This window comes from Microbulbifer mixtoriginis (SeqCode) (genome assembly GCF_052466765.1).
Genome location: NZ_CP174289.1, coordinates 296,043 through 318,891, shown reverse-complemented (window position 1 = coordinate 318,891; position 22,849 = coordinate 296,043). Strand labels below are relative to the sequence as shown.

Genomic DNA, 22,849 nt, shown 5'->3' with positions numbered 1-22,849 from the left:
AATATCCCCCAGCTGGTGGGAAGAGGTGCTTTTGAGATAGAGCCAGTATTTGGTGAAATCCCCAACTGTATGAACAAGGGGAAGTGTCTTTGACAATAAAAACACTCTTTCCTTATGATCCAATCCGATTAGAAATCTCCTTCAAACGAATAACCTGCTGAATATAGAGTGGCAATGCAGATACCTTCCCAATAAAGTCGAAGACGTACATTAACAAGGCAACTATCAATCCATAGTTAACCAGGCCCCCATCGATTGCAGCTATGGGAGCGTAAATAAACAAAGCGACTATCCCAGTCCACAATATAAAGTAAGTACAAGTTTCTAGGTCGCTCAATTCAATATTCCACCGCATAAGGCGCCGGAAGTGGGCTTTTGCATGCTCAACATTTGGTTGTTTAAGCGCATCAACCTGATATTCCAGCTCATTATTATAAGATTCATTCAGCCGGTAATTGGTATTTCCGATTACGCAATAGATCAGGATAATCAAAGCGAGAATTGCCAGGCAAGCCAGAAAGATGTTGAGATTGATAGCGCTGATGATAATGAGTAACCCCACCATGCCAATAGTAGCGGTAATAATTTCCGGGAGGCTGTTTTCAAAAAATTCGACAATTTCAGTTAATAAACTGGAGCGCGCAGTAATAGTCGATACAGACTGTTTCTTTGCTTTTTCACGGGCTACCATTTCCGATGTAACTACCTGGTAAATATGTGCATAGATTCGTGTATCGTAAAATCTTCGAGCACTTCCCATAAGGACAGAGATAGTGCCCAAGATTGCCAATAAATAAATGCCATCATAGGACTGTTCTAATAGACTATTGATAGCCCAGCCGATGGCAAGTGGAAAAAGTAGTTCGAGGAGTGTTTCAATAACGACCAGCGATAGGGTCAGAGATACTCGCCACTTAAATCGGGTAAAAATCGAAAGTAAAGAATGTTTGTGCTTGCCTTTCGTATAATCATCATTTGTTGATTTTGAAACAGTGGTAACTGGCTGAGTCATTTAACAACGCTCTCAATGGTTAACGAGCAACGCCATTGCAAAATGTGTGAAACGCTAAATCGGCCAGCGTATCGTGATCTATGGATTCTGTATTTTTTGTTAGCCAGGATGTATAAAGCAGGCCCTCTACCAGGTTTACCACCCAGGAAGTAGGAAGTTTCTTGGACAGGCTGCCTTCAGATTTTGCGTACTCCACCAATGTCGCGATTTCACTCTCTTGTTTCTCATAGATAGCGGTGAGCTCTGGATCATCTTCATCAAAGTCTCCCAACTTCATTAAAAACTCCATTTCGGCCGACAGCGGAAAAATCGCCTTGAACATCAGGTGGACGGCTTGCAGAGCTGATTCCGCCTCGCTTTCCAAGTGTTCGGTGGCTTTATCAAATGCCTCCAGGCAGTGAATCGCAACCGCCTTAATCAGCTTTTCTCTCGTGTCATAAAGGCGGTAAAGGGTAGTGCGCCCAACTCCGGCCGCCCGGGCAATATCGCTAAAGGATGCCTCCCTATTTTTGCTCAGGAGCTCCATACCCGCTTTCATGATCGCAGTTTGTGACTTCTGAATACGTGCATCTAGGTGATCAGCCATGGAGTTATTACCTGAATTTTATGGAACACGCTTGTATCATAATCTGCTATTGGTTATGGTGCAAGTGTGTTCCATAAAATGTAAGTTGCCTAGGCATGATGAAAATGGCGGGAATCTGGTTAAAGCGGCGGGCTGCAGGTATTGTTGCCACCAGCTTGCTGGTCTTGGTGGGGCTGTGGCTTATGGCTGAGCAGCAGCCTGCAGCCATGGTGGAGAAGCCCAAAGCGTCTGGCCTTACTGTTACTGTCGTGGAGGCAGTACCGACGGATGCTCAGCTTGAAGTCAAAACAACAGGCATAACACAATCCCGCTGGGCGACTGAGGTTATCGCATCAGTGAGGGGGCGTGTCACCCATATTGCTAACCACGCAATGCCGGGCAGTCTCATTAGGAAGGGAGAAATACTGGCGTCGCTACAGGATACTTTTTACCAGGCTGAAATCCGTGCTGCTCAAGCCAGAGTGTCAGAGGCTGAACTCAACTTGGCCGAAATACTCATGCGTCAATACGTGGCAAAACGCGGGGATAAAGCGAAGTCATCATTTGGCCGACTAGAGCCGCATGTCAAAGCCGCAGAGGCAAATCGAGAAGCGGCGAGGGGAGCTCTCGCATCCTCCCAACAGAGGCTGGCTGATACACAAATTAAAGCACCTTTTGACTCGGTGGTTATTGCCGATTTAATCCATCCTGGCCAATGGATAAATGAGGGGGACTTACTCTTTCGAGTAGCAGCCAGTGACTACCTGGATGTCAAAGTTGAGCTTTCCGAGCAGACTTGGCAGCGCTTAAACGGACTTCAGCAAGGCCCCTACAAAATCACAATAGAGTCGCCTGATGGACAACAGTGGCAGGCCTCGGTCCGTTACCTAAGCCCAATTATGGATGCGGACACCCGTCAGCGCAGCCTTATGTTGCAAGTGGCTAACCCCTTTCAGCGCGAGACCCCCTTGCTTGCTGATCAGCAGGTTGATGTAGTGTTTGCAGGCAACACACAGGGCTATGTTGTCAGTGCACCAGCATCGGTTCTTACAGAAGATGGGAAAGTATGGAGCGTTTCTGAACAATCCCTACTTTTGGAAGAGATAGAGCTACTGGATATGCGGCCGGATTCGGTTCTATTTCGTTACAAGAATCGGCCCCACCAGAATCGTCAGCTTGTTCGCTTTCCTTTGACCAACTTTTTAGAAGGTCAAGCGGTTGGAGTGACTATCCACTAAGGCCTGGTTATGAAAACACTTTCACGCTGGTTCCTGGATAACCCAGTTGCCGCTAACCTTCTCATGGCGTTCATTCTGGTTGCAGGCTTGCTGACCTTTCAGAATCTGCGGGTGGAAAGCTTTCCACAAATTCCTCCTACGGAAGTCGAAATCTCCGTTGTCTACCCCGGCGGTACTGCCCGCCAAGTCGATGAGAGTATTACACAGCGTATTGAGGAAGCTATTAGTGGTGTTGCGGGAATAAAGCGCATAACCAGCCAATCAAGCAAAGGTTACGCTTCAGTGGTAGTGAAAAAAAATACTAATGTGAAGCTGGACCGTTTGATTGAAGATATTCGCAATCAAGTTGAAAGTATCGAAGGCTTTCCCGTATTGGCGGAGCGGCCGCGTATTTATCGCAGTGAATATACGAATCTTGCGGCGTTTGTCATGGTCTACGGCGGTGACAATAATGATTCGCTTCAGCAGGTATCCTCACGAGTAGAGCGAGCGCTTAAGAAACATCCTGCTATTTCCAAAGTGACAAACCTGGGGAAAAGAAAGCAACTATTGGCTATAGAGCCAGACCTCAGGAAACTTCAACGCTACGGTTTATCTCTTGAAAAGCTAACGGAACGTATTCGCCAGTGGTCAGTGGAATATCGCAGTGGTGAATTAAGAACGGCTAATGGAAATATTGTGCTGCAGGGTAGTTCCCTGGCTGACAACTTGGCGGAACTGAGGAATATCCCCATTATCATTTCACCGACGGCAAGAGTAAGGCTCAGTGATATCGCTACGGTTAAGCGAGATTATGAGCAAACCGACAGTATTGTTCGATTTCAAGGGCAACCTGCAGTCGCACTGATGGTATCCACCAGCCAAAAAGATAATCTGTTTCATATCCATGAAGCCACAAAATCAGTATTAGAATCATTAGAATCGACACTACCCAAGAACATGCATTTGGATGTAATGGCGGATATGTCCCCCTATATTTCCGAGCAATTAGACTTGCTAAGTACCAACGCCTTGCAGGGATTATTAATCGTCTTATTGCTATTGGTGCTTTTTTTAGATACGCGGCTGGCCTTTTGGGTTGCCTTAGGTATTCCCATATCCCTGGCTGGTGCGATTACATTGATGGGTTTTCCTTCCCTGGATTACAGCATCAACGATATTACTTTATTCGGTATGATTTTGGTGCTGGGAATATTGGTAGATGATGCCGTTGTGGTCGGTGAAAGTATTCATCAGGCGAGACAAAATACAACTGACACGAAAGAGGCTGCCTGGAAAGGGGTTGAAGCCGTAGCCGTGCCCACAGTTTTTGGCGTATTGACTACAATCGCGGCCTTCTCACCGATGCTATGGATTGAAAATGAGTTGGCAAAAGTCTTATCAGGATTCTCTGCTGTAGTGATATTTGCATTGATATTTTCGCTAATTGAAAGCAAATTTATATTGCCCGCGCATTTAAGCTACCCAAATACACGTACTCACACCAAATATGCAATAAATCGATGGATTGAAATCGCCAGAGAGAAATGTAACCGTTTATTAAATCAATTTTCAGATAAGATATATATTCCGCTTTTGTCAATGAGCCTGGCAAACCGGAAAACAAGCATCAGTCTATTTGCCACCTTTTTGCTGCTGGCCTATGGCGCTATGTTCAAGGGGCATATCGCCTCAGTATTCTTTCCCGAAATTCCAGGACGCTATGCCACGGTTAAAGTCACTATGCAGCATGGAGCTGCAAATACTTTAGCGGAACGTAATACCGACCAACTTGAACAGGCCATCAAGCGCACCGCAAATAGATTGCAGCAGGAGTATGGACTTCCGGAGTCACCTGTTAGCAAGTATATCGTGTCAAAGGAAGGCGCCAAGACCATAGAGTTGACAGCGGAATTAACACATGACGCCCTGGCCAGAGTAGAGAGCAACCGTTTTTTACAGGAGCTACGGCTGCAAACAGGTATTTTGGAGGGGAGCTATGCAGTGAAGTTTAGCCTTACGGAAGAACCGGCGGGCGATACTGCCATTGCGGTTTCTGCCAGCAACCGAGATCAGGCGAAACAAGTGGCTGACCGCCTCAAGGCTTTATTGGCAGAGTTACCCGGTGTGAACGATGTCTACGATGATAGCCAACTAGCCAAAAGACAGCTGAAAATTACGGTCAATGAGCGGGGAGCCAGTCTGGGAATTGACCAAAGTCATCTGGCTGCTGTGATTGGCGGTGCATTCGGCCAGATTGAGATACATCGGCTGTTGGATAAAGGGGAAGAGACATTGGTATTGGCTCGCTTACCTCAAATTCAGACTAAAACAATCGAGCAGTTAAAAGCCACTCCAATTAACCTGGGTAACAACAGCTACGTAAGCTTAGGTGAAATCGCCCAGCTGAAGTATGAGCGGGAACCGGAGGTAATTTATCGGCGAGATCGCGATGAAGTGGTCAGCATCTACTGGCGTCAGAATCGTTCTGTCAGTTCACCGGAAAAAAACTGGGAGCTGCTAAAGGAAGAGCTGGTGCCAGAACTGGAGCGCCTTTACCCGGGCGTCCAAATTAAAGCCGTTGGTGAATTTGCCGAAATAGTAGAAGTACAGGCTGGATTTAAAAAGTCCATGTTGCTGACGCTTTTACTTATCTATGTTTTGTTGGTGATACCATTAAAATCCTATTGGCAACCAGTGATTATTATGTCGGTGATTCCAATGGGTTTTGCGGGGGCAATTATTGGACACGGCCTACTGGGCTTCCCAGTAAGCTTATTATCCTTATTTGGAATGATGGCAATGACTGGGGTAGTGATTAACGACTCCCTAGTATTGATGAGCCGATTTAATCAGCTCTACGCGCAGGGTGTGCCAGTAAAAACAGCGCTACTTCAAGCTGGGAAAAGTCGCGTAAGGGCAATTTTCTTAACTACGGTGACTACTATCTGTGGGTTGCTACCCTTATTAGCCGAAACCAGCGAGCAAGCCCAATATTTAAAACCAGCGGCTATATCCTTAGTGTTCGGGGAGCTATTTGCCACACCGATTACTCTAATTCTGATCCCTTTGTTGCTTTCTTTTTCGCAGTGCAATAAGACTTTGAAAAGCGATAGCACTTCTTATCTTGAGCAAGTCTCGCTTAGGTGACTTAAGCTGATGAGTGAACGTTTAGGAGTGAGCGCCGGCTAGACGTTCATTTATTTGCTGCTAAAGCCTGCAGTACTTTTGCGGAAACAGGCGCTCGGCTGTCATCAAGAAGCAATTAGGGAGTGCTCATGCTGAATAATATCACCCATTTTTAGTAGAGCTTTATGATAGTAGAAAGCACTTCTAACGCAATTTGTATATAGGTGACAAATATCGTCAGAAAGGTGCCGATATAGGCAGGCTTTAGTTTCTTCATTTTTTTAAATGCGACACAGAAAATTATTCACGAAAAAATAAAATTCCTTTCGTATTTTCATTTCGCGACTTCACTGGAACTAATCTCTTAATCTCCACCTAACTTCAAAATCAAAAAACAAGATACTTCAGGCGTTTATGGACAAATTATTTAGCAAGAAACTATTGGTGCTGGCATTAACTGCAGCTTTGGCTGCTTGTAGCGGCGGAGGGGGCGGTTCTTCAGACTCTGAACCTGAGACACCAGCTGTGGGTGATGGTGGTAGTAATAATGGTGGTGATCAGGGTGGCGATAACCAAGGCGGTGATAGTGGTTCCGGCGATACTGGGAGCGATACGCCCCTTCCCGATAATGATCCCTCAACGGTAACGGTTGGAGATGTTTCTACTTCCGATCTGGGGTTTGCCACAATAACTGCTACAGATATCACCCTGCCTGATGCAATGGTAAACGCCCAGGAAGTTTACCAGCTTGCACACTATATTGGCCGAACAGATAGTGAGCAGGATGAGGAACACATTGATATTCCAATTCGTAGCTATACGGCAACTTGCGCTACGGATACTGATAAGCCGCGGATGTTTGTATCCACTACATTATCAGAAGGGTTAAAAGCTTCTGATCCAACATACGGTTCTGTTTACGAGCTGCAGTATAACCCTGAAACCTCAAGCTTCGATCAAACGGGTAATACCACAATCCTTAAGCAGTGCTATGAAACTCATGGTATTACTGCAAGCGCAGACTGCTCTAGAGTCGCTGTTTTATGTAACACCGAATACAAAGCAAGTGAGCGTTACGATGTTCAGAAAGACCTTGTAGAGGAGTATGGTACCACTTGGATGAAGATCGAGGACAATCTCGATGCTGTTGCTGGTACTGATAATGAGAAAAAGTACAACGATCAGATTTGGTTAATGGAGTGGGATAACAAGCCCTTATCTGAGAGACCTGATGCTTACGTAGTTAATAAAATGCACGGTGGCACTCACTTAGGTGCTCAAGAGCTACTGTATGTTGAAAATGACAGTAAAGGGCGCACGAATTATGCATTCTCGGTCACTGCACGAGTACTTGTCAGCGGCTCTCACTATTCAGCTGGACTGACTGTTATTGAGCGAGATGATTGGTCTTTGAACATGTCCGGAAGTGATAATAGGGGGTGGGACTGGGCCTGTGGACATGGGCATGTGCTTAATATCCGGGCTTTCTATAATCCTGGGAATGAAATGTTTGGAGCGCTTTGTACCAGTGACGGAAATAAATACCATCCCTCACCTGGTTTGAAAGCGATCGCTATTAAAATGGAAGATAGCGACTCTTTTGAGGGTACTTATAATCACGTAGTCCCTACTACAAGTGCGATGATCTCCAATGGGGGAGGGCACACAGTTGTTCCAGTGGATGCGAACACAAATCTCTCAGTGGTTGTTTCGCCGAAGTACATTGAAGATGAGAATATGAATATGTTCTTACAGGATGTACTTGGTATAGATACTAGTGGCGATGGCCCCTTTGATGATCAATGTGCGGCTGAAGATTATAAAAATTGCTTCTTTGCATATCTTGAAGATAACTACTATGGTGGCGATTACCCGCTGATTGCTAGGCAAGGGCTCTATTCTGGCGGCGCCTTGGATAAATCATCCTTAACTCGCGTAGGCATTGCAAAAGTTGATGGCCGAGGCGATATAGAGGGAAATGGGATCAATTGGTTGGCGGAAGATTCCGACTGCCAAATTAGTGACCCCCAGCTCGTTGACCTGAAGAACGGCCGCTACCTGTTTGGTTATGCACAGTTCCAGTGTATTTCCGATAACCTTCCCTACAATCGCAGTTACAACAAGAAAGGCGAGGCTATGCGTATGTTGGTACCTAAAGCCTACTATGTGATGGAGATTGACGCAGACCTCAATGTACTTGAAGGGCCGGTAAAACTCACTGATTATGGATGGGGTGGATTGGATGAGCCGATGTATCTAGGTAACGGCAAAGTGGCCTGGAACTATATCAAGAATCCTACCTTTGAGAATTATATCGGCGGTCAGCAAAACGTGTGGCAAGCGATTGTTTACCACTCTAAAAGTGTGAACTAATCCAACTAAACATCTTTATACGGGGGTAGGCTTTCCTACCCTCGCAATTTCTGATGCTTATAATTGCACCGCTTTAGTGAGTTTAAATTAATTAAAGGCTCAAGTCGTATCTATTCAATATGATTTTAACTTTCTACTGCAGTCTTAATATTACATCTTTCAACTACATCATAGATTTTTTTAGATAGCTCTTTAAGCATATTAATTTGAGGCCTTTCTGCATTTCTGTTGGTGAGAATGACAAGTGCAAGCCCTGTTTCAGGAGCAACATAAGCAGCCGTGTACACCCCAATATTGCCACCCCAATGGCTTAAATAGGAGCGCTTTTTGTAGTTATAGCTATTCCATGCAGCAAGTTGACTTTCCAAATGGTCTGGAATGCCACTCATGGAGCGCTCAGCAAACATCTCTTGAAGCACCTTTTGGGAGGAAATAGTCTCCCTCATAAATACACCTGAATTAGCAACCGCACCAAAGAATTTTGTCAAATCTGATACTGTTGAGCGCAACATTCCTGCCGGATATCCGGGAGTACTACTTTGTGCAACTGCGACTAGCTGGCCATCAGAAAGGGTTTGATAAGGCGTTGCGACTTCTAACCCAGACGTATCTGCTATAGTCCAGAAAGTATGATCCATTCCCAGTGGCTCAAAGAAGTTTTTCTGAGTCCAATCTTTTAAATTCAATCCAGATTGTTGTTCGGCCCATTTGCCCAACAAGTTGTAGCCCATATTGCTGTAGCTCCATTGCTCCCCAGGCGGGGATTTCAGGAAAGACTTATCTGCTGAATAATATTTGCCACTCTCTAGAAGGACATCTTCCAGCAGCTCGGAAAGCTTCATTGCTGAATCTTGCCCGGGTGTTCTGAAATCCACCTCATAATAAATACCATCCTGTATGCTGGATGTATGTGTAAGCAATTGGAGTAGGGTGATTTCCTTTGAGGGGTGATGGGGGTTCGCTAGGAGAGAGCCTGGTTCAAGGGCCACAGAACTTTCTAGTTCGAGCAAGTGCTTATCAGCAATCTCCATTACCGCCAAAGCTGTGATTGGCTTGGTTACAGAGGCTATCTGGAAAATAGTGGAGGGAGTAACCGGTGTTTTGTGTAACTTGTCAGCAAAGCCAAAACCTTCTTCATACACCAATTCTCCGTCTAACGCTGCTCCTATCGCTATTCCCGGTATATCGGCCTCAACTCTAAGAGCTTCAATATCCTTTGAAAGACCTTGTAACTGAATAGAGCAGTTTGTTTGAGCTAGCGCTCCCCAAGGCTGTAAGAAAAGAGTGAAGATGATCCATTTTGTCCGCATTGCCACCCTCCATAAATATATTTATAAACATGTTTATAAATATATTTGAAGGTTATGGTAGAATCAAGCATCAATACTCTGCTGATGAGCCCCAAATTAATTTGAAAGATGGATGAGAGTTGTCTTTTATGAGCCCTGAGAATTACTTTATTGGCAAGACTGCGGAGACTATCTCTACTCTTATCACCAAGCAGTGCGAGATAATTCTCACGAGAAATAGTGTGCAAGTTCCGGTTAAATCTTGCTCAATCATCGTGACTTTGCATCGATTGGATGGATTGTCATTGAATGAAATTGCTCGTGAGACAGACTCCTCCCCTCAGCTGATTAAGCAGAAACTTCCGAAGTTACTTAAGCTCTCACTCATTAAGCATGAAGATGACTCAAGTGATAAGCGAAGGAGGCTTTTCTTTCTGACAGATAAAGGAAAGCTGCAGGTAGAGAAAATACTTGAAACATTTCAGGAGTTAGAACGTTCATTGGATAGGCTCAATAAACATCTGGGGTTCAGCCTTTTCGAAAAGCTCGAGGAAATAAAACGGGCACTTACTGAAGTTCCACTTCATTCAGATGGCAAGCATTCTATTAAACAATAATTTGCCTTTGAGGAAGGTGAATTATGGAGTAATAACACCTTTGCTCAATAATGTTCATGGTTTATGAAGCTACTAAGAGAGTGCTGAGTAAACAATTGATAGGGGACATGAGAGATTCCAACAATACCGTGGTTCTAAGGTTCCAATTGAATAGTTCTCGATAGTGATCCTGCCTTAATGACAAGAGATGAGCATGTTTTGGGTGTGAATTTTTGAAAGGGCAAGCTTGCCGAGGCCAAACCCAGCCCCGGCATAAAGAAACCCATCAGCAGTTAACGGCGTTAACGGCCAACCCGCCCAGAGAAGTCTCTTTGTATTTGCTCTGCATATCGATACCGGTCTGGCGCATGGTTTCGATCACGCTATCTAGCGGTACGATATGGGAGCCGTCACCGCGTAGGGCCAGGCGTGCGCCGTTGATGGCTTTTACCGCGCCCATGGTGTTGCGTTCGATACAGGGGACTTGCACCAGGCCGCCGATGGGATCGCAGGTGAGGCCCAGGTTGTGCTCCATGCCAATCTCGGCAGCGTTTTCGATTTGCTGATTACTGCCCCCTTCCACGGCGGCTAGGCCTGCGGAGGCCATTGAGCAGGCTACGCCGATCTCACCCTGGCAGCCCACTTCGGCGGCGGAGATAGAGGCATTTTTCTTAAATAGCATGCCGATGGCGCCGGCAGTGAGCATAAATTTCACCACCTGCTCTTTGAGTTCTCCGTGCACTTTCGGGTCGTGTACAAATTCCACGTAATAGGCGATCACTGCGGGAATAACACCGGCGGCCCCATTGGTTGGGGCGGTAACGATACGTCCCCGAGCAGCATTTTCTTCATTGACGGCAAGCGCGAACAAACTCACCCAGTCGAGGATGGCGAGGCCGCGATTGCGCTCTTCCGCTGTTTGTTTACTCAACTCCTGATAGAGCTCGGCGGCTCGGCGGCGTACTTTCAGGCCGCCGGGCAGAATCCCTTTTTGTTGGCAGCCTCGCTCTATGGAGGCTTTCATCACTTTCCAGATATTCCACAGGCGGTCTTTGACTTCCTGCTCGCTGCGAAATGCTTTTTCGTTTTCCATGGCCAACTCGGCAATGGTCCAGTCGTGCTGATCGCAGATCTTCATCAGCTGTTCGGCACTACTGAAATCGTAAGGCAGCAGCGTGGCAATTTCTTCTTTGTGAGCGAAGTCTTCTTCTGAGAGAACAAAGCCGCCGCCGATGGAAAAATAACTGCGCTCGAATAGTAGTTCTTCGCCGCAATAGGCTTGGCAGGTCATGCCGTTGGAGTGTTGCGGTAGGAACTCTTCCATATGGAAGAGCAGGTCGCGATCGCGAACAAATTCTATTTTGTGGTCACCATTAAGTGTTAGCGCTTGTTCGCTGTGAATGGCGGCCATCTTCTCATCGATACTATCGACATTGATGGTATCGGGGGTTTGGCCAAGCAGTCCCATCAGTACCGCCATATCGGTGCCGTGGCCGATACCGGTCAGGGCCAGGGAACCGTAAAGGTGTACTTGAATGCGGTCGGTTCTTGCGAGTTGGTCGCGGTCGCGCAGGTCCTGAACAAATTGGCGGGCGGCGACCATTGGGCCCACCGTATGGGAGCTAGAGGGGCCTACGCCAATTTTAAACAGTTCAAATACGCTAATACTCATATAAATTCTCTGCGCTGGACCGCAGGCAGTCGCGGCCTTCCCTTAAGGATATAGTTGCACCATTTGGGGGCGCACTTTGCCCTACAAGGCGCAACAATCAAGATGGCAGTCGCTATTCCGTACAAAATTCTATTTGTTACGGCTTTTGCGGAATTTATGAGTTTCCAGATTGTGGCTGTGAAACAAGCTATGGCGCTTCCGCGACCAAAACAGCCCGTTTGGGCGCGGGGTGACCTTCTACTGTTTTGTCCGCTGATTGCGGATCGAGAAAGTCGGCCAGTGATTCAAAGTGCATCCAGTCGGTGCGTCGCTGTTCCTCCAGGCTGGTGATATTCAAGTCTACTGTCCTAGGATTGCGAAAACCGCACTTGCGCAGCCAACTTTCCAGGGTTGCGCAGCTCGGAAAGAACCATACGTTGCGCATTTTAGCGTAGCGGCCCTCTGGCACCAGGCAATCCCCGAGCCCGCCATCAATCACTAAAGTCTCCAGCACCAGCTGGCCACCAGGGCGCAGGGTCTCACGCAGCTCGCGCAAGTGATCCATTGGAGAGCGGCGGTGGTAGAGCACACCCATGGAGAAGGTGGTATCGAAGGCGCGCAGATTTGCGGGCAGGGCTTCGATGCCGAGTGGCAGCAGGTCTACCGGCTGTTCGTTGCCGAGATATTTTTTCAAGGCGTAAAACTGCGCGACGAATTTTGCCGAGGGATCTATGCCGATCACCCGCCGGGCCCCAGCGCCATAGGCGCGCCAGCAGTGGTAGCCGTTGCCGCAGCCAACATCCAGTACCAGTCTGTTTTCCATGGGCGCGAGGTGCGGCAGTACCCGGTCCCACTTCCAATCGGAGCGCCACTCGGTATCGACAGGCAGGCCGAATATTTCCCAGGGGCCTTTGCGCCAGGGGTGTAGTTTTCTCAGTTCCTGTTCCAGTCGCTGCAATTGCTGAGGCAAGGCGTCGCTGGCCTTGCCGATACGCACGCTATTGCTGAGCTCGATGCTGGAGGGAGCGATATTCGGTAGGGCTTCGACAGCCGCGCGCCAGTCGGGCAGGTCGCCCCAGCGATGCGGGCTCAGGTTTTCGGCTACCTGTTGAGGAAGCTGGGCCAGCCAGCTGCGCAGCTCTGGGATATGTTGCAAGCCTTGGTAGAGTTGGGTGTAGTCAATCACGGGTAGTTACTTATTGGGGCTGCCTTTGATGGCGATCAGGGAGGCAAAGTTAAAACATTGGAACCAGACATCGACGCTAGTGAAGCCGACGCTCTTGAGGCGAGAGCGGTGGGTGTCTAAGGTCTCTGGAATCAGCACATTTTCTAAAGCGGAACGTTTCTGTGCAATTTCCAGTGCGCTGTAGCCATTGGCAGCCTTGAAAGAGTGGTGTAACTCAATCATCAGTTCATTGTGGTCTTTATCGGCGAAGTCCACTTTCTCGGAAATAATCAGGATGCCGCCGGGGCGCAGCCCCTGCTGGATTTTGCGCAGGATTTCCTCGCGCTCCTCAACCGGAATAAATTGCAGGGTGAAATTCAGTACCACAACGGAGGCGTTTTCAATCGCTACGTTTTGCAGGTTGTCGCAAATGAGTTGCACGGGTACTTCACCGCTATCCGCTTCGAGTACAGTGCGCGCCTGGGATACCATCGCTTCGGAATTATCTACGGCAATGATTTCGCAGTCTGCTGCGGGAATACGGTGGCGCATGGCCAGGGTGGCGGCACACAGTGAGCTGCCCAGGTCATAACAACGGCTGCCCGCTTGGGCATAGCGTTCCGCGAGGGTGCCGATCATGGCCACAATGGTGGTGTAGCCGGGCACGGAGCGCTTGATCATGTCCGGGAAGACTTGCACCACCTGCCGATCAAATTCAAAGCCGGCCACCTGGCCCAGTGGGTTTGCGTAGATATTATCTTGTTTGCTCATCGGAACTTCGCTTAGGGATCACGGCATGGATCCAGGAGAAATGATTACTGCCGAGTACTATTTGTCTGCAAACGGGTAAAACCGGCGCCCCGGCAGCTAATACTGCCGGGGCCTGCCTCACTTACAGTTTTTCTTCTTGCAGGTTGAGCTTCGCAGCCGCTTCACTGCCCTGGGGGCCGGTGACAATCGCGGTGCTGGCTTTGGACGGTTCCAGGTAAGTGGCGCCAACGCGCTGCAGGTCTTGCAAAGTAACTTCGGTCACCCGCTTGCGGAACTGCTGGCGTACTTCGTGGCTGCGTCCATAGAGGCCTGAGTGGAAATTCTTTTTGGCTTCACCGGCGGGTGAGCCGGGTTTATCCAGGCCGCCAATCACACCGAGGATGGACTCCTCCACTTGCTCTTCTTTGTGCTTGCCTTCGGCCAGCCACTGCAGGGAGGCATCGAAGTCCTCTAGGGTTTCTCCCATACGCGGATCGCGATAAGAGTAAAAGCGGAACACCCCGATATTGCTGTCGTGCCCGGCACCACCACCGTAGGCGCCGCCCTGTTCGCGAATCGTGCGGTGCAGGAAGCCATTGCGCAGGAAACCGCTCAATACGGACAGCGGCGCGGCATCCGGGTGCGACATGGGTACGGTGGCGTAGGCTTTGGAGCAGAAATTCACCTGGCTGTTGGCCACCCAGAGCTCCTGTACCCGTCTGCGCTCGAAAGGCGCGTCCGGATTGGCCGCAGCCGTGCTGGATGAAGAGATAAGTGGTGCCAGTGCCTGGCTGAAGTCACTGAGTTTTTCCTCTTCGCCAATCAGCAAGAACTGGCGCGGGGCGGCGAGTATTTTGTTGTGGATTGCCTGGAAGTGCGCAGAAAGTTGCTGCAGGCCATCTTTCTCATCGAGCCCTTTGACCATGGCTCTCAGGTTGCGCAGGCCAAGCAGTCCTCCGCTGGCGTGGCTCTCCCAGGCTGCGCGATTATAACCGGCACTTGCCGCCGCCATGGCGAGAGCATGGCCGTTGCCGACAACACCCTGTTCGCGGCGCGCCAGGGTCTGTTGCAATAACTCTTTGATACGGGCGTGCTCATCGAAGCGCACCTGCGCCATGGTGGCCTGCATCAACTCGGTGAGTTCACCCTGGTTTCGAGAGAGTGCCTTGCCGGAGAGAATAAAGTGGCCGGACAAGTGATCGAGGTTGTCGATGGCGGTGCGGCTGCTGGTGAAACCGTGCAGGGCACCGGCGACACGGGTCTGCCACTGCTGGACTTCCAGGTAGTCTTTATCGGCGAGGCCAACCTCACTCAATACCTGGCAGTAGTAGGGCAGTAGCGCCTTTTCTTCTTCGCTAAATTCGGGCAGGGCGCATACCATTTGTTGGTAAACCAGACCATTGGTGCCAGCACTGTAGCGGGTGAGTTTTTGTTCGCCGATCTCAGTGATTTCACCCTCGACATCCGGCATTTCTGCGGGAATATCTTCTACCCCCACTTTAGGCAGGATGGAGGCATCATCTTCGCGATTCTGGCGGTCCGTGAGGGCCTTGGCAGTTTCGACAATCTGGGCTTTTTCCTGCTCGCTAAGGCGCGCTTTGATCTGTGCCAGCTGCGCCTTTTCCGCCTGCTCTTTACGCCCGGCTAGTTTATCGTCTGGGCTCATCACCAGGCGCACGCGGTGCTGGTTTTCCAGTAGGAGTTCGCGCGCTTTATTGGCGATAAACATCGGGTCTTTGATCTGATCGCGCAATTTTTCCAGAGTAGCGTCGATATTCAGTAGGCCAACCGCATCACCGCGGTGAGTGGCGCCGGTAAGCGCGGTGAGGATCAGTTGCAGCCCGTAAGGGTAGCCGTCACCACCGATTTCGCGCTGTTGCAGTTCCAGTTGGTGCAGACTGGCAGCTACTTGCTCGTAGGGGATGCCTTTCTCGGCGACTTCTTCTAATACGGCGAGCACTTGTTTTTCCAGCTCGTCGGCGCGCTCGCGCTCGCTGCCTTCAATGCCACAGACAAATACCAGCTCCCGCTGGGAATCGTCCAGCCCGATAAGGGGGGAGGGGGAGGTGCCGAGGTCAGTGGTCTCGAGCAATTTCATCAGTGGGGAGGCGCTGTTATCTAACAGCACGCCGGCGAGCAGATGTGCAGTGAGTGCCTCTTCCAGATCGGTAACGTCGCCGAGTAGCCAGCTCAGAACGATATGGGTTTTTTCTTCCAGTGCTTCACCACTAAGCGGGTAGTGCTCTTCCACCTTGAGCGGGGCGTGATAGCGGTCTTCGCGGCCCACTTCGATCGTCTTGTCCAGCTTCTCAAATTTGTGCAGCGCTTTTTCTTCGAAAGCTGCCTGGTGTTCGGCGGCGGAAATATCGCCGAAGGTCATAAAAATGGCGTTGCTGGGGTGGTAGTGACTGCGGTAGAAATCTACCAATTCCTCATAACTGAGTTTGGGGATATCTGTGGGCTCGCCACCGGAGTTGAAGTGGTAAGTCGTGGTGGGGAACAGATATTTACTCAGGGTGTGCCAAAGCTGCGAGCTGACCGAGCTCATGGCGCCCTTCATCTCATTGAACACCACGCCTTTGTAAACCAGCTCACTGCTGGTGTTTTCGGTTTCGGCGAATTCCAGGCGGTGCCCCTCCTGGGCAAAATCCAGCGGGTCCAGTGTGGCGAAAAATACCGCATCCAGGTAGACATCGAGAAGGTTATTGAAATCCTTGCGATTCTGGCTGGCAAAGGGGTAGGCGGTCCAGTCCGAGCTGGTGAAGGCATTCATAAAGGTGTTGAGTGAACGCCGAATCATCATAAAGAAAGGGTCGCGCACCGGGTATTTGTCACTGCCGCACAGTGCGGTGTGCTCAAGAATATGGGCCACACCGGTGGAATCGTGAGGCACAGTGCGCAGTGCCACCAGGAAAACATTTTCCGCGTTGTCTGCGGCAATGTGCAGGTGTTGGGCACCGGTGGTGGTGTGGCGGTATTCCTCGACACGTACGCCGAGGGAATCGATATCTGCGCTGGTAACCAGTTCAAATGCAGGATGTGAGTTGTTCAAAAGACAGCTCCCTGGAGTTATAGAAAATTTTCTGGCCGGCCTCTGCTGCCGGCGAAAGGGCGCTATTCTACCGCTTGCACACACCGGAAAGACAGTGTTGACAAGGATGTCAGCAAGGCGAAGACTTCACCTACCGAAGCCCCGGCATAAATGTAGACGAACAGGGAGATAGAGGTTGTCCTGGTTGGATATCGCCAGCGTCACTGGCTTTTTAATCACATGGGTCGGTTACACCGTCTTTGCACGCAAGAAAGCCAAAGAGACTTGGTGTCTCACATCATCATTGCAGTGGTACCGGGTTGAGTGGATGCTGCGCATGCTCGATCGGGATATGCGCATGGCAGATACCGCAATCCTCAGTAACCTGGAGCGGGTGATTGGTTTTTTTGCCTCCACTAGTATTCTGATTTTGGCGGGCCTGGTGACGGCCTTGACGGCGAACAAAGCTGCCATCGAAGTGCTCACCAGCTTGCCTTTTGCCGAGCCCACCACGGTTGAGCAGTTCGAACTGAAAGTGATGCTGCTTATCCTGATTTTTATTTTCGCCTTTTTCAATTTCACCTGGTCCCTGCGCCAATACTCGTTTGCCAATGTGTTGATTGGAGCCGCACCTCCGCCGGAAGCGGGTGAACTGTCGGAGGATGAGCGCCTTCGTTTTGCTATCAGCACCGCTAAGGTGATCGACCACGCCGGGCACAGTTATAACTACGGCCTGCGCTCCTATTACTTTTCCATGTCGGTGCTGGGCTGGTTTATCCATCCGCTGCTGTTTATTGCCGGTTACCTTTTTGTGGTTTGTGTCTTGTATCGGCGCGAGTTTATGTCCCGCGCGCTCAACTCGATTTTGGCGGCACGGGAGGGCGGCCTGGAGCGCCAGCAGAGGAAGAAGTTCAGTGGAAAATAGTGAAATTGTGGCGGCCTTTGACAAGGTAGCCAAGCTGCGGGGCTGGGAGCAACTACATACGGCAAAGAACCTGGGGGTGGCACTTTCGGTAGAGGTGGCTGAGTTGAATCGGCATTTTCAATGGCGCGAAGACACGGATATTCATTCGCTGATGCAAAGTGAGAATGCTAAAGAAGTTGCTACAGAGCTGGCGGATATCCAGATGTACCTGTGTAAGTTGGCAGAGGTGCTGGGGGTGAATATGGATTTAGCGCTGCGCGATAAGATTGCGGAAAACGAGCGCCGCGCGAGAGAAGTTGTAAATGGTGGGGCTCCATGAGTGAGGCAGGTTTCAGTGACAGGAACTTTGACGACCTGGCACATCGATTTCGCGATCGTATTTATGGCGGCCTCAAGGGGGATATCCGTCTGGCGGTGTTGAATCGGGATTTAGCTGCGATCGTCAGCCGGGAGTCGCGCACCTTAAAAATCGTGGATGCAGGTGGTGGCCAGGGGCACTTTGCCATGGACCTGGCGGCTGCGGGGCATCAGGTGTACTTGGCAGATATTTCGGCGCAAATGCTGGAGCACGCTGCCGCTGAAGTTGAGGCGAGACATTTACAAAAGCGGGTAACCCTTTTGCATAAGCCCCTACAGGCGTTGGCGCAGATGAAAGCGTTGCAGGGCGCGGACCTTGTGATTTGCCATGCAGTGCTTGAATGGCTGGAGGAGCCACGCTTGGCCTTACAGCAGCTACACCGTTTGCTCAAGCCGGGTGGCCATTTGTCCCTCACTTTTTACAATCGGCGCGCGCTGGAATTTCGCTTGTTGCAGCGTGGCAGTTTTCGCCAGCTGGAGCGCAATATCGATGAAGACTATTGGGGTGGGCACCCCGGGAGCCTGACACCACAAAACCCACTGCTATTGGAGTGGGTGAGTGATTGGCTGCAGGAGGCCGGTTTTGAGGTGATCTGCCACAGCGGTATTCGTTGCTTTCACGATTTTATGACGCCTGCTATTCGTGACAAGTTACCCGCTGCGGCAATCGTACAAAAAGAAATGGAGTATTCTCAGACCGATCCTTATCGCCAGTTGGCGCGCTATGTTCACCTCTTGTGTCGTGTACCAGAATAACCTTGCCCTGATAAAGAGTTGCGATCAGAGCGTATTCAGCAGCAGTTCTTTGGCGGCATTTACTCGTGAGGCTAGATAGTCGTTGCCGCCGCGATCCGGGTGTAGTTTTTGAATAAGCTTGCGGTGAGCGCCGATAATTTCATCGCGTCCGGCATTGGCGCCAACGCCTAGAATTCGTCGCGCTTCGTGTTCACTCAGAGGCGGCCCTTGGTCGGCCTGGGCGGCTTTTTGTTCCTGATGGGGTTCCTGTTCTTGTTGTTGGCTTTGATTTTGTCGATTGCGCGCATAACGCTCGAACAAGGGGGCCAGCCAGGGCATTAAACGAGTGAGTTGATTGAGCAGGCGACCCAGCACCGGTAGGATCAGCAGAACCATGGCACCGACCCAGTGCAGCCTTCCGCTGACGGCTAGTAACACTACGATGACTGCTGCACCCAGTAGGGTGATAAAGAAAATCTGCTTGCGCCTATCGCCTTTAGAGCTGGACTTGATTTTCTGCCAGGCATACCAGATGCCGAGTAAGATCAGTATTAGAAGAATTAAACGTGCCAATGGCGGCTCCTTAGGTTCTGCACTTGCCAAGTTTGTGCCCAGGGCTTAAATATCTTTTCGATCCCATGGATTGTCAGGTTAACATGGCTCGCCTCAAGCCTTTCCAATCTCTGGGCGGAATGAGGGCTTGAGGCTATCCTGTTTGAAGAAAATTTCAGCACTTGAGATAACAGTATGCAATACGACAAATTCCAGATCCCGGATGCGGATCAGATTTTGCCCGGCCGACCACAGCCGATGGAAATCACCGGTATCCATCATGTCAACGGCAACTCAATCCAGGAGCCATTCCCCGAAGGCATGGAAGTCGCAATTTTTGGCATGGGATGTTTCTGGGGTGCGGAGAAACAGTTTTGGGACATTGACGGTGTCTATGCTACTGCGGTGGGTTACTCGGATGGTGCCACCGAGAATCCAAATTACGATGAGGTATGTAGTGGGCGTACCGGGCATGCCGAAGTCGTTAAGGTAGTGTTTGACCCCAACAAGGTCAGCTACTCGGAATTACTAAAAACTTTTTGGGATATGCATGATCCCACCCAGGGAATGCGCCAGGGCAATGATATCGGTTCCCAATACCGCTCCTGTATTTTCTGCACTCACGAGGGGCAAAAGAAAGAAGCGGAAGCGAGTAAAGAAGCGGTGCAAGCAGCCTTGAACGAAAAGCAGCGTGGTGAGATTACTACCGAAATCAGCATGGCCCAGCCATTTTATTACGCCGAGGAATACCACCAGCAGTATATGGCGAAAAATAAAGAGGCCATCTGCCCAATATTGCGCAACCCTATGTACGATTGAGTCAGATCCGTTCGGCCAGAGGGGCGGTAACCACCGCCCCTTAATCCTGCCTGCCCAATAATCTCATTTTATTTCTTGCTCAGCTTTTTCATGGTCTGTCATGTCAGCTCATGGTGCGTTTATTGGGAGCACTGCTTTCCGCTTTATTTTCCTTGCCGTTGATGCGCGCACCAGTCACTCCAGCTGCCGGGATAGAGCAGGGAGTCCCGGCGTCCGGCAAGTTGTTGGGCAAAATAGTTCACACAAGCTGTCACCCCGGAGCCGCAGTAATTCAGAATAGGTCGTCCATCGGAGCGAGCGTCCCATAGTGCTTGGAGTGCCTCAGTTGACTTCACTTTACCCTCATCATCGGTCATTTCGCGCCAGGGTTGGTTAATCGCACTGGGAATATGGCCGGTAATAGGGTCTATGGGTTCGTGTTTTCCGGCGAAGCGATCCTTATCGCGGGCATCGATCAGCTGCCAGGGTGCATTGCCCAGGGAGGCCTTGAGGGTTTCGTAGTGCACCAGCAGGTTATCTTTGGGGTTTGCTTTGAAATTACCCTCTGCTGTGGTGGTGGGTTCACGGGTCTCTAGCGATAGGCCGGCATCGAGCCAAGCCCGCAGGCCCCCATTGAGAACCTTAATATTGGTGTGGCCAAAGAAGAAAAACAGGAACCAAGCCCGTGCGGCAAAGCCCAGGCGATTATCATCGTAGATAACGACTGGCGTCTCGGCGTTGATCCCCAGTTTGCGAGCGAACTGTTGGAACTGAGCGCTGTTGGGCATAGGATGGCGCCCACCTAATTGATGGGTAGGGGCCGACAAGTCCCTATGCAGGCTGGCATAGTGGGCTCCGGGAATATGCCCCGCTGCATACGCCAGGGCGCCACTCTCCTTATCGGCGAGGTCATAGCGACAATCCAGAATCCCTACGGTTTTGTTAGCGATTAATTCCTGTAAGTCTTCCACCTCAATAAGCGAAGCGCTGCGAACTCTGTCCATGCTGTTTCCTGCTGTCGTTCAAAGACACCAATTGATTAAGGGCTGCTTTCTGGGGCCTGTACTCCGCTGGAAGGAGCCTCTGTCTGTTCATCTTGGTTCTGCCCCTGCTGTTCATCCTGGATCTGATCGGCCAGTTCCTGCTTGCGGCAGGTTTGGGTGGGCTCGGTCTGGTCGCTTGTGGGGTTATCGAGAAAGCGCGCTGCCGCTTTTTCGGCACAGCTGCTGGCGGAAATAATATCGTGTGCCAATTGAGGGAAGAGCAGCCACTGATGATTGGGTAGTGCCTTGCGAGCTACATCCACGTCTTCTGCCGATAAAACGGGATCGAGCCCGCCGTGTAACACCATAACCGGTGCGGGAGTGGCGATGGGTTGTGATTCCAGCAGTGGTGCGGCGGGGATTGCCCAGATACGGCATTGTAACTGCAGCAGCTTCAGGTCTGAGCGTACGGCACCGCCGAGAATGCCAGTGTCCTCGGCGCTCTCGCGGGCCTCGTCGAAATCGACAAAGGGGGCTTCCTCATAGCAGAAATGGCTAACTCCGGCGGCATCGCCGAAGTAGGGGTCCAATACGATCTCCATAAAGTGCCCTATGGCCTTTTGCGCGGGCTTCAGACCTTCATCGCTACTGTTTTCCAGGCCCTCAATGAGTTTTGGTAATTCACTGTAAAAGTTCTCGTTGTATAGGGCCTGGAACAGTACCCGCAGCAAACGTTGGCCAGTGAGTACAAAGGGATAGGGCTGGTTGGAATAGCGGTGTTTGATGGAGATCGTGCGCGGCTCTTCATCCAGGGTTTGCACCAGATTTTCCAGGCGGCGGCGCAAGTCTGGGTAGCGGCTGTTGCATTTCGCATCTTCAATACAGTGCTTGAGGCCGCGCTCGTAAGCTGCCAGTGAATCTTGTGCCAACTGTTGGGTGTAGACAATATTAGGAAAGACGGCGCTGTTGAGTACCAAGGCGCGGGTTGAATCGGGAAAATCCCGCGCATAGGTGAGGGCATAGCGAGAGGAGTAGGAAACGCCGTAGAGGTCGAGTTTATCGATTTTTAACCGCTTGCGTAGTTCATCTACATCCCGCGCAATCACCGAGCTGTTGTATTGCGCCATATCTGCGCCCTTGCTCAGGCGGCTATAGCAGCGCTCCATACTGAAGGCGAAGACTCGTGCTTCTTCTTCCGGGGAGAGATTGCGCTGGAAAGCTGTCTGCGCATCTTCGATAAATTCGCTGCAGGTAAGGCGCGGCCTTGCCATGCCGGTGCCGCGCGGATCTATCACAATCAGATCGCGCCCATCCTCTACAGTCATGGCGGCGTAATTCAGCCACAGCCAATCGCTGGCGTTTTCCGGTTCCAGGCCCATGCTGGCACCGGGGCCACCAGCCCCGAGATGCAGTAGCGGGGCCTTATTTGGCGCTGGATTCTTGGCGCGAAAGCGTATAACCGGGAAACGGATTTTGCGCCTTTCTGGATGGGCGTAATCCTCCGGTACTTCCATCATGAAGCACTGAGTGGCGGGCCAGCTGTCGTCTGTTTTGAACCAGCAGGATCTGGAGTATAGGTGGGTATAACTTCTGGGCTTTTTCGCTGCGGGGGAAGTTGTCCCCTGTTCAGACCGATCACAGGCACTCATCAGCAGGCCGATCAAAATGATGGAGGCGGTCAGTGGGCGGAAGTTTCGCACTAAGAGTATTCCTGTGAGCCG

18 protein-coding genes are annotated in these 22,849 nt (G+C 50.4%); 8 read left to right on the top strand and 10 right to left on the bottom strand.

What is annotated here, in order from left to right:
* Positions 1 to 112: 112 nt before the first annotated feature.
* Together ACJJIV_RS01340 and ACJJIV_RS01335 are read right to left on the bottom strand one after the other, a co-directional pair.
* Positions 113 to 1,012 (bottom strand): ABC transporter six-transmembrane domain-containing protein, encoded by a 900-nt coding sequence (locus tag ACJJIV_RS01340; protein WP_444890455.1) that lies wholly within the window; start codon positions 1,010 to 1,012, stop codon positions 113 to 115.
* Between the two features lie 19 nt (positions 1,013 to 1,031).
* A complete protein-coding gene (locus ACJJIV_RS01335) occupies positions 1,032 to 1,598 on the bottom strand; it encodes a TetR/AcrR family transcriptional regulator (RefSeq protein WP_444890454.1) in 567 nt (188 codons plus the stop codon).
* A gap of 104 nt (positions 1,599 to 1,702) precedes the next feature.
* Here ACJJIV_RS01335 and ACJJIV_RS01330 point away from each other — a divergent pair, with 104 nt between their 5' ends.
* From ACJJIV_RS01330 to ACJJIV_RS01320, 3 genes are all read left to right on the top strand, one after another.
* Positions 1,703 to 2,815, top strand: a complete 1,113-nt coding sequence (locus ACJJIV_RS01330) for an efflux RND transporter periplasmic adaptor subunit (protein WP_444890453.1) — start codon at positions 1,703 to 1,705, stop codon at positions 2,813 to 2,815.
* A 9-nt stretch (positions 2,816 to 2,824) separates the two neighbouring features.
* Positions 2,825 to 5,944: an efflux RND transporter permease subunit gene (locus ACJJIV_RS01325; RefSeq protein ID WP_444890452.1), complete on the top strand. Its 3,120-nt coding sequence runs from the start codon at positions 2,825 to 2,827 to the stop codon at positions 5,942 to 5,944.
* A 393-nt stretch (positions 5,945 to 6,337) separates the two neighbouring features.
* A complete protein-coding gene (locus ACJJIV_RS01320; protein ID WP_444890451.1) occupies positions 6,338 to 8,296 on the top strand; it encodes a hypothetical protein in 1,959 nt (652 codons plus the stop codon).
* 125 nt (positions 8,297 to 8,421) lie between these two features.
* On the opposite strand, the gene ACJJIV_RS01315 is transcribed toward ACJJIV_RS01320, so the two are convergent.
* Entirely contained in the window at positions 8,422 to 9,606 is a 1,185-nt protein-coding gene (locus ACJJIV_RS01315) for a serine hydrolase domain-containing protein (RefSeq protein WP_444890450.1), read from the bottom strand.
* A gap of 128 nt (positions 9,607 to 9,734) precedes the next feature.
* On the opposite strand from ACJJIV_RS01315, the gene ACJJIV_RS01310 reads away from it, so the two are divergent.
* Positions 9,735 to 10,202: a hypothetical protein gene (locus ACJJIV_RS01310; RefSeq protein WP_444890449.1), complete on the top strand. Its 468-nt coding sequence runs from the start codon at positions 9,735 to 9,737 to the stop codon at positions 10,200 to 10,202.
* Positions 10,203 to 10,467: 265 nt separating this feature from the next.
* Here ACJJIV_RS01310 and ACJJIV_RS01305 read toward each other — a convergent pair whose 3' ends face one another.
* The 4 genes from ACJJIV_RS01305 to ACJJIV_RS01290 form a co-directional block, all read right to left on the bottom strand.
* A complete protein-coding gene (locus tag ACJJIV_RS01305; protein WP_444886050.1) occupies positions 10,468 to 11,853 on the bottom strand; it encodes an L-serine ammonia-lyase in 1,386 nt (461 codons plus the stop codon).
* Between the two features lie 187 nt (positions 11,854 to 12,040).
* Positions 12,041 to 13,018: a tRNA 5-methoxyuridine(34)/uridine 5-oxyacetic acid(34) synthase CmoB gene (gene cmoB, locus ACJJIV_RS01300; protein WP_444890448.1), complete on the bottom strand. Its 978-nt coding sequence runs from the start codon at positions 13,016 to 13,018 to the stop codon at positions 12,041 to 12,043.
* Positions 13,019 to 13,024: 6 nt separating this feature from the next.
* Positions 13,025 to 13,768, bottom strand: coding sequence for a carboxy-S-adenosyl-L-methionine synthase CmoA (gene cmoA, locus ACJJIV_RS01295; RefSeq protein ID WP_444890447.1), 744 nt, complete (start codon positions 13,766 to 13,768; stop codon positions 13,025 to 13,027).
* A gap of 121 nt (positions 13,769 to 13,889) precedes the next feature.
* Positions 13,890 to 16,799 carry an insulinase family protein gene (locus ACJJIV_RS01290; protein WP_252085734.1) on the bottom strand — a complete coding sequence of 970 codons (2,910 nt, stop codon included), beginning with the start codon at positions 16,797 to 16,799 and terminating at the stop codon, positions 13,890 to 13,892.
* Between the two features lie 175 nt (positions 16,800 to 16,974).
* Between ACJJIV_RS01290 and ACJJIV_RS01285 the strand changes: the two genes are divergently transcribed.
* Genes ACJJIV_RS01285 through ACJJIV_RS01275 form a run of 3 tightly spaced genes read left to right on the top strand, consistent with a single transcriptional unit; the run spans position 16,975 to position 18,816 of the window.
* Positions 16,975 to 17,703: a DUF599 domain-containing protein gene (locus ACJJIV_RS01285; RefSeq protein WP_252085735.1), complete on the top strand. Its 729-nt coding sequence runs from the start codon at positions 16,975 to 16,977 to the stop codon at positions 17,701 to 17,703.
* The gene (locus ACJJIV_RS01280) at positions 17,693 to 18,022 is read left to right on the top strand and encodes a nucleotide pyrophosphohydrolase (protein WP_444890446.1); all 330 of its coding nucleotides are present in this window, start codon (positions 17,693 to 17,695) and stop codon (positions 18,020 to 18,022) included. Before ACJJIV_RS01285 ends, ACJJIV_RS01280 begins: the two co-directional genes overlap by 11 nt.
* A complete protein-coding gene (locus ACJJIV_RS01275) occupies positions 18,019 to 18,816 on the top strand; it encodes a methyltransferase (protein WP_444890445.1) in 798 nt (265 codons plus the stop codon). The genes ACJJIV_RS01280 and ACJJIV_RS01275 overlap by 4 nt, the downstream gene beginning before the upstream one ends.
* Before the next feature lie 24 nt (positions 18,817 to 18,840).
* On the opposite strand, the gene ACJJIV_RS01270 is transcribed toward ACJJIV_RS01275, so the two are convergent.
* Positions 18,841 to 19,368: a J domain-containing protein gene (locus ACJJIV_RS01270; protein WP_444885110.1), complete on the bottom strand. Its 528-nt coding sequence runs from the start codon at positions 19,366 to 19,368 to the stop codon at positions 18,841 to 18,843.
* Positions 19,369 to 19,542: 174 nt separating this feature from the next.
* Here ACJJIV_RS01270 and msrA point away from each other — a divergent pair, with 174 nt between their 5' ends.
* Positions 19,543 to 20,166, top strand: a complete 624-nt coding sequence (gene msrA / locus ACJJIV_RS01265) for a peptide-methionine (S)-S-oxide reductase MsrA (RefSeq protein WP_444885109.1) — start codon at positions 19,543 to 19,545, stop codon at positions 20,164 to 20,166.
* A 143-nt stretch (positions 20,167 to 20,309) separates the two neighbouring features.
* On the opposite strand, the gene ACJJIV_RS01260 is transcribed toward msrA, so the two are convergent.
* A complete protein-coding gene (locus tag ACJJIV_RS01260) occupies positions 20,310 to 21,149 on the bottom strand; it encodes a sulfurtransferase (protein WP_444890444.1) in 840 nt (279 codons plus the stop codon).
* A 35-nt stretch (positions 21,150 to 21,184) separates the two neighbouring features.
* Positions 21,185 to 22,828 carry an alpha/beta fold hydrolase gene (locus ACJJIV_RS01255; RefSeq protein WP_444890443.1) on the bottom strand — a complete coding sequence of 548 codons (1,644 nt, stop codon included), beginning with the start codon at positions 22,826 to 22,828 and terminating at the stop codon, positions 21,185 to 21,187.
* Positions 22,829 to 22,849 lie beyond the last annotated feature (21 nt).

Bases quoted from the DNA above. Each gene is read 5' to 3' on its own strand.
- ACJJIV_RS01340 (WP_444890455.1), bottom strand. From the start codon at position 1,012: ATGACTCAGCCAGTTACCACTGTTTCAAAATCAACAAATGATGATTAT.
- ACJJIV_RS01335 (WP_444890454.1), bottom strand. From the start codon at position 1,598: ATGGCTGATCACCTAGATGCACGTATTCAGAAGTCACAAACTGCGATC.
- ACJJIV_RS01330 (WP_444890453.1), top strand. From the start codon at position 1,703: ATGGCGGGAATCTGGTTAAAGCGGCGGGCTGCAGGTATTGTTGCCACC.
- ACJJIV_RS01325 (WP_444890452.1), top strand. From the start codon at position 2,825: ATGAAAACACTTTCACGCTGGTTCCTGGATAACCCAGTTGCCGCTAAC.
- ACJJIV_RS01320 (WP_444890451.1), top strand. From the start codon at position 6,338: ATGGACAAATTATTTAGCAAGAAACTATTGGTGCTGGCATTAACTGCA.
- ACJJIV_RS01315 (WP_444890450.1), bottom strand. From the start codon at position 9,606: ATGCGGACAAAATGGATCATCTTCACTCTTTTCTTACAGCCTTGGGGA.
- ACJJIV_RS01310 (WP_444890449.1), top strand. From the start codon at position 9,735: ATGAGCCCTGAGAATTACTTTATTGGCAAGACTGCGGAGACTATCTCT.
- ACJJIV_RS01305 (WP_444886050.1), bottom strand. From the start codon at position 11,853: ATGAGTATTAGCGTATTTGAACTGTTTAAAATTGGCGTAGGCCCCTCT.
- cmoA (WP_444890447.1), bottom strand. From the start codon at position 13,768: ATGAGCAAACAAGATAATATCTACGCAAACCCACTGGGCCAGGTGGCC.
- ACJJIV_RS01275 (WP_444890445.1), top strand. From the start codon at position 18,019: ATGAGTGAGGCAGGTTTCAGTGACAGGAACTTTGACGACCTGGCACAT.
- msrA (WP_444885109.1), top strand. From the start codon at position 19,543: ATGCAATACGACAAATTCCAGATCCCGGATGCGGATCAGATTTTGCCC.
- ACJJIV_RS01260 (WP_444890444.1), bottom strand. From the start codon at position 21,149: ATGGACAGAGTTCGCAGCGCTTCGCTTATTGAGGTGGAAGACTTACAG.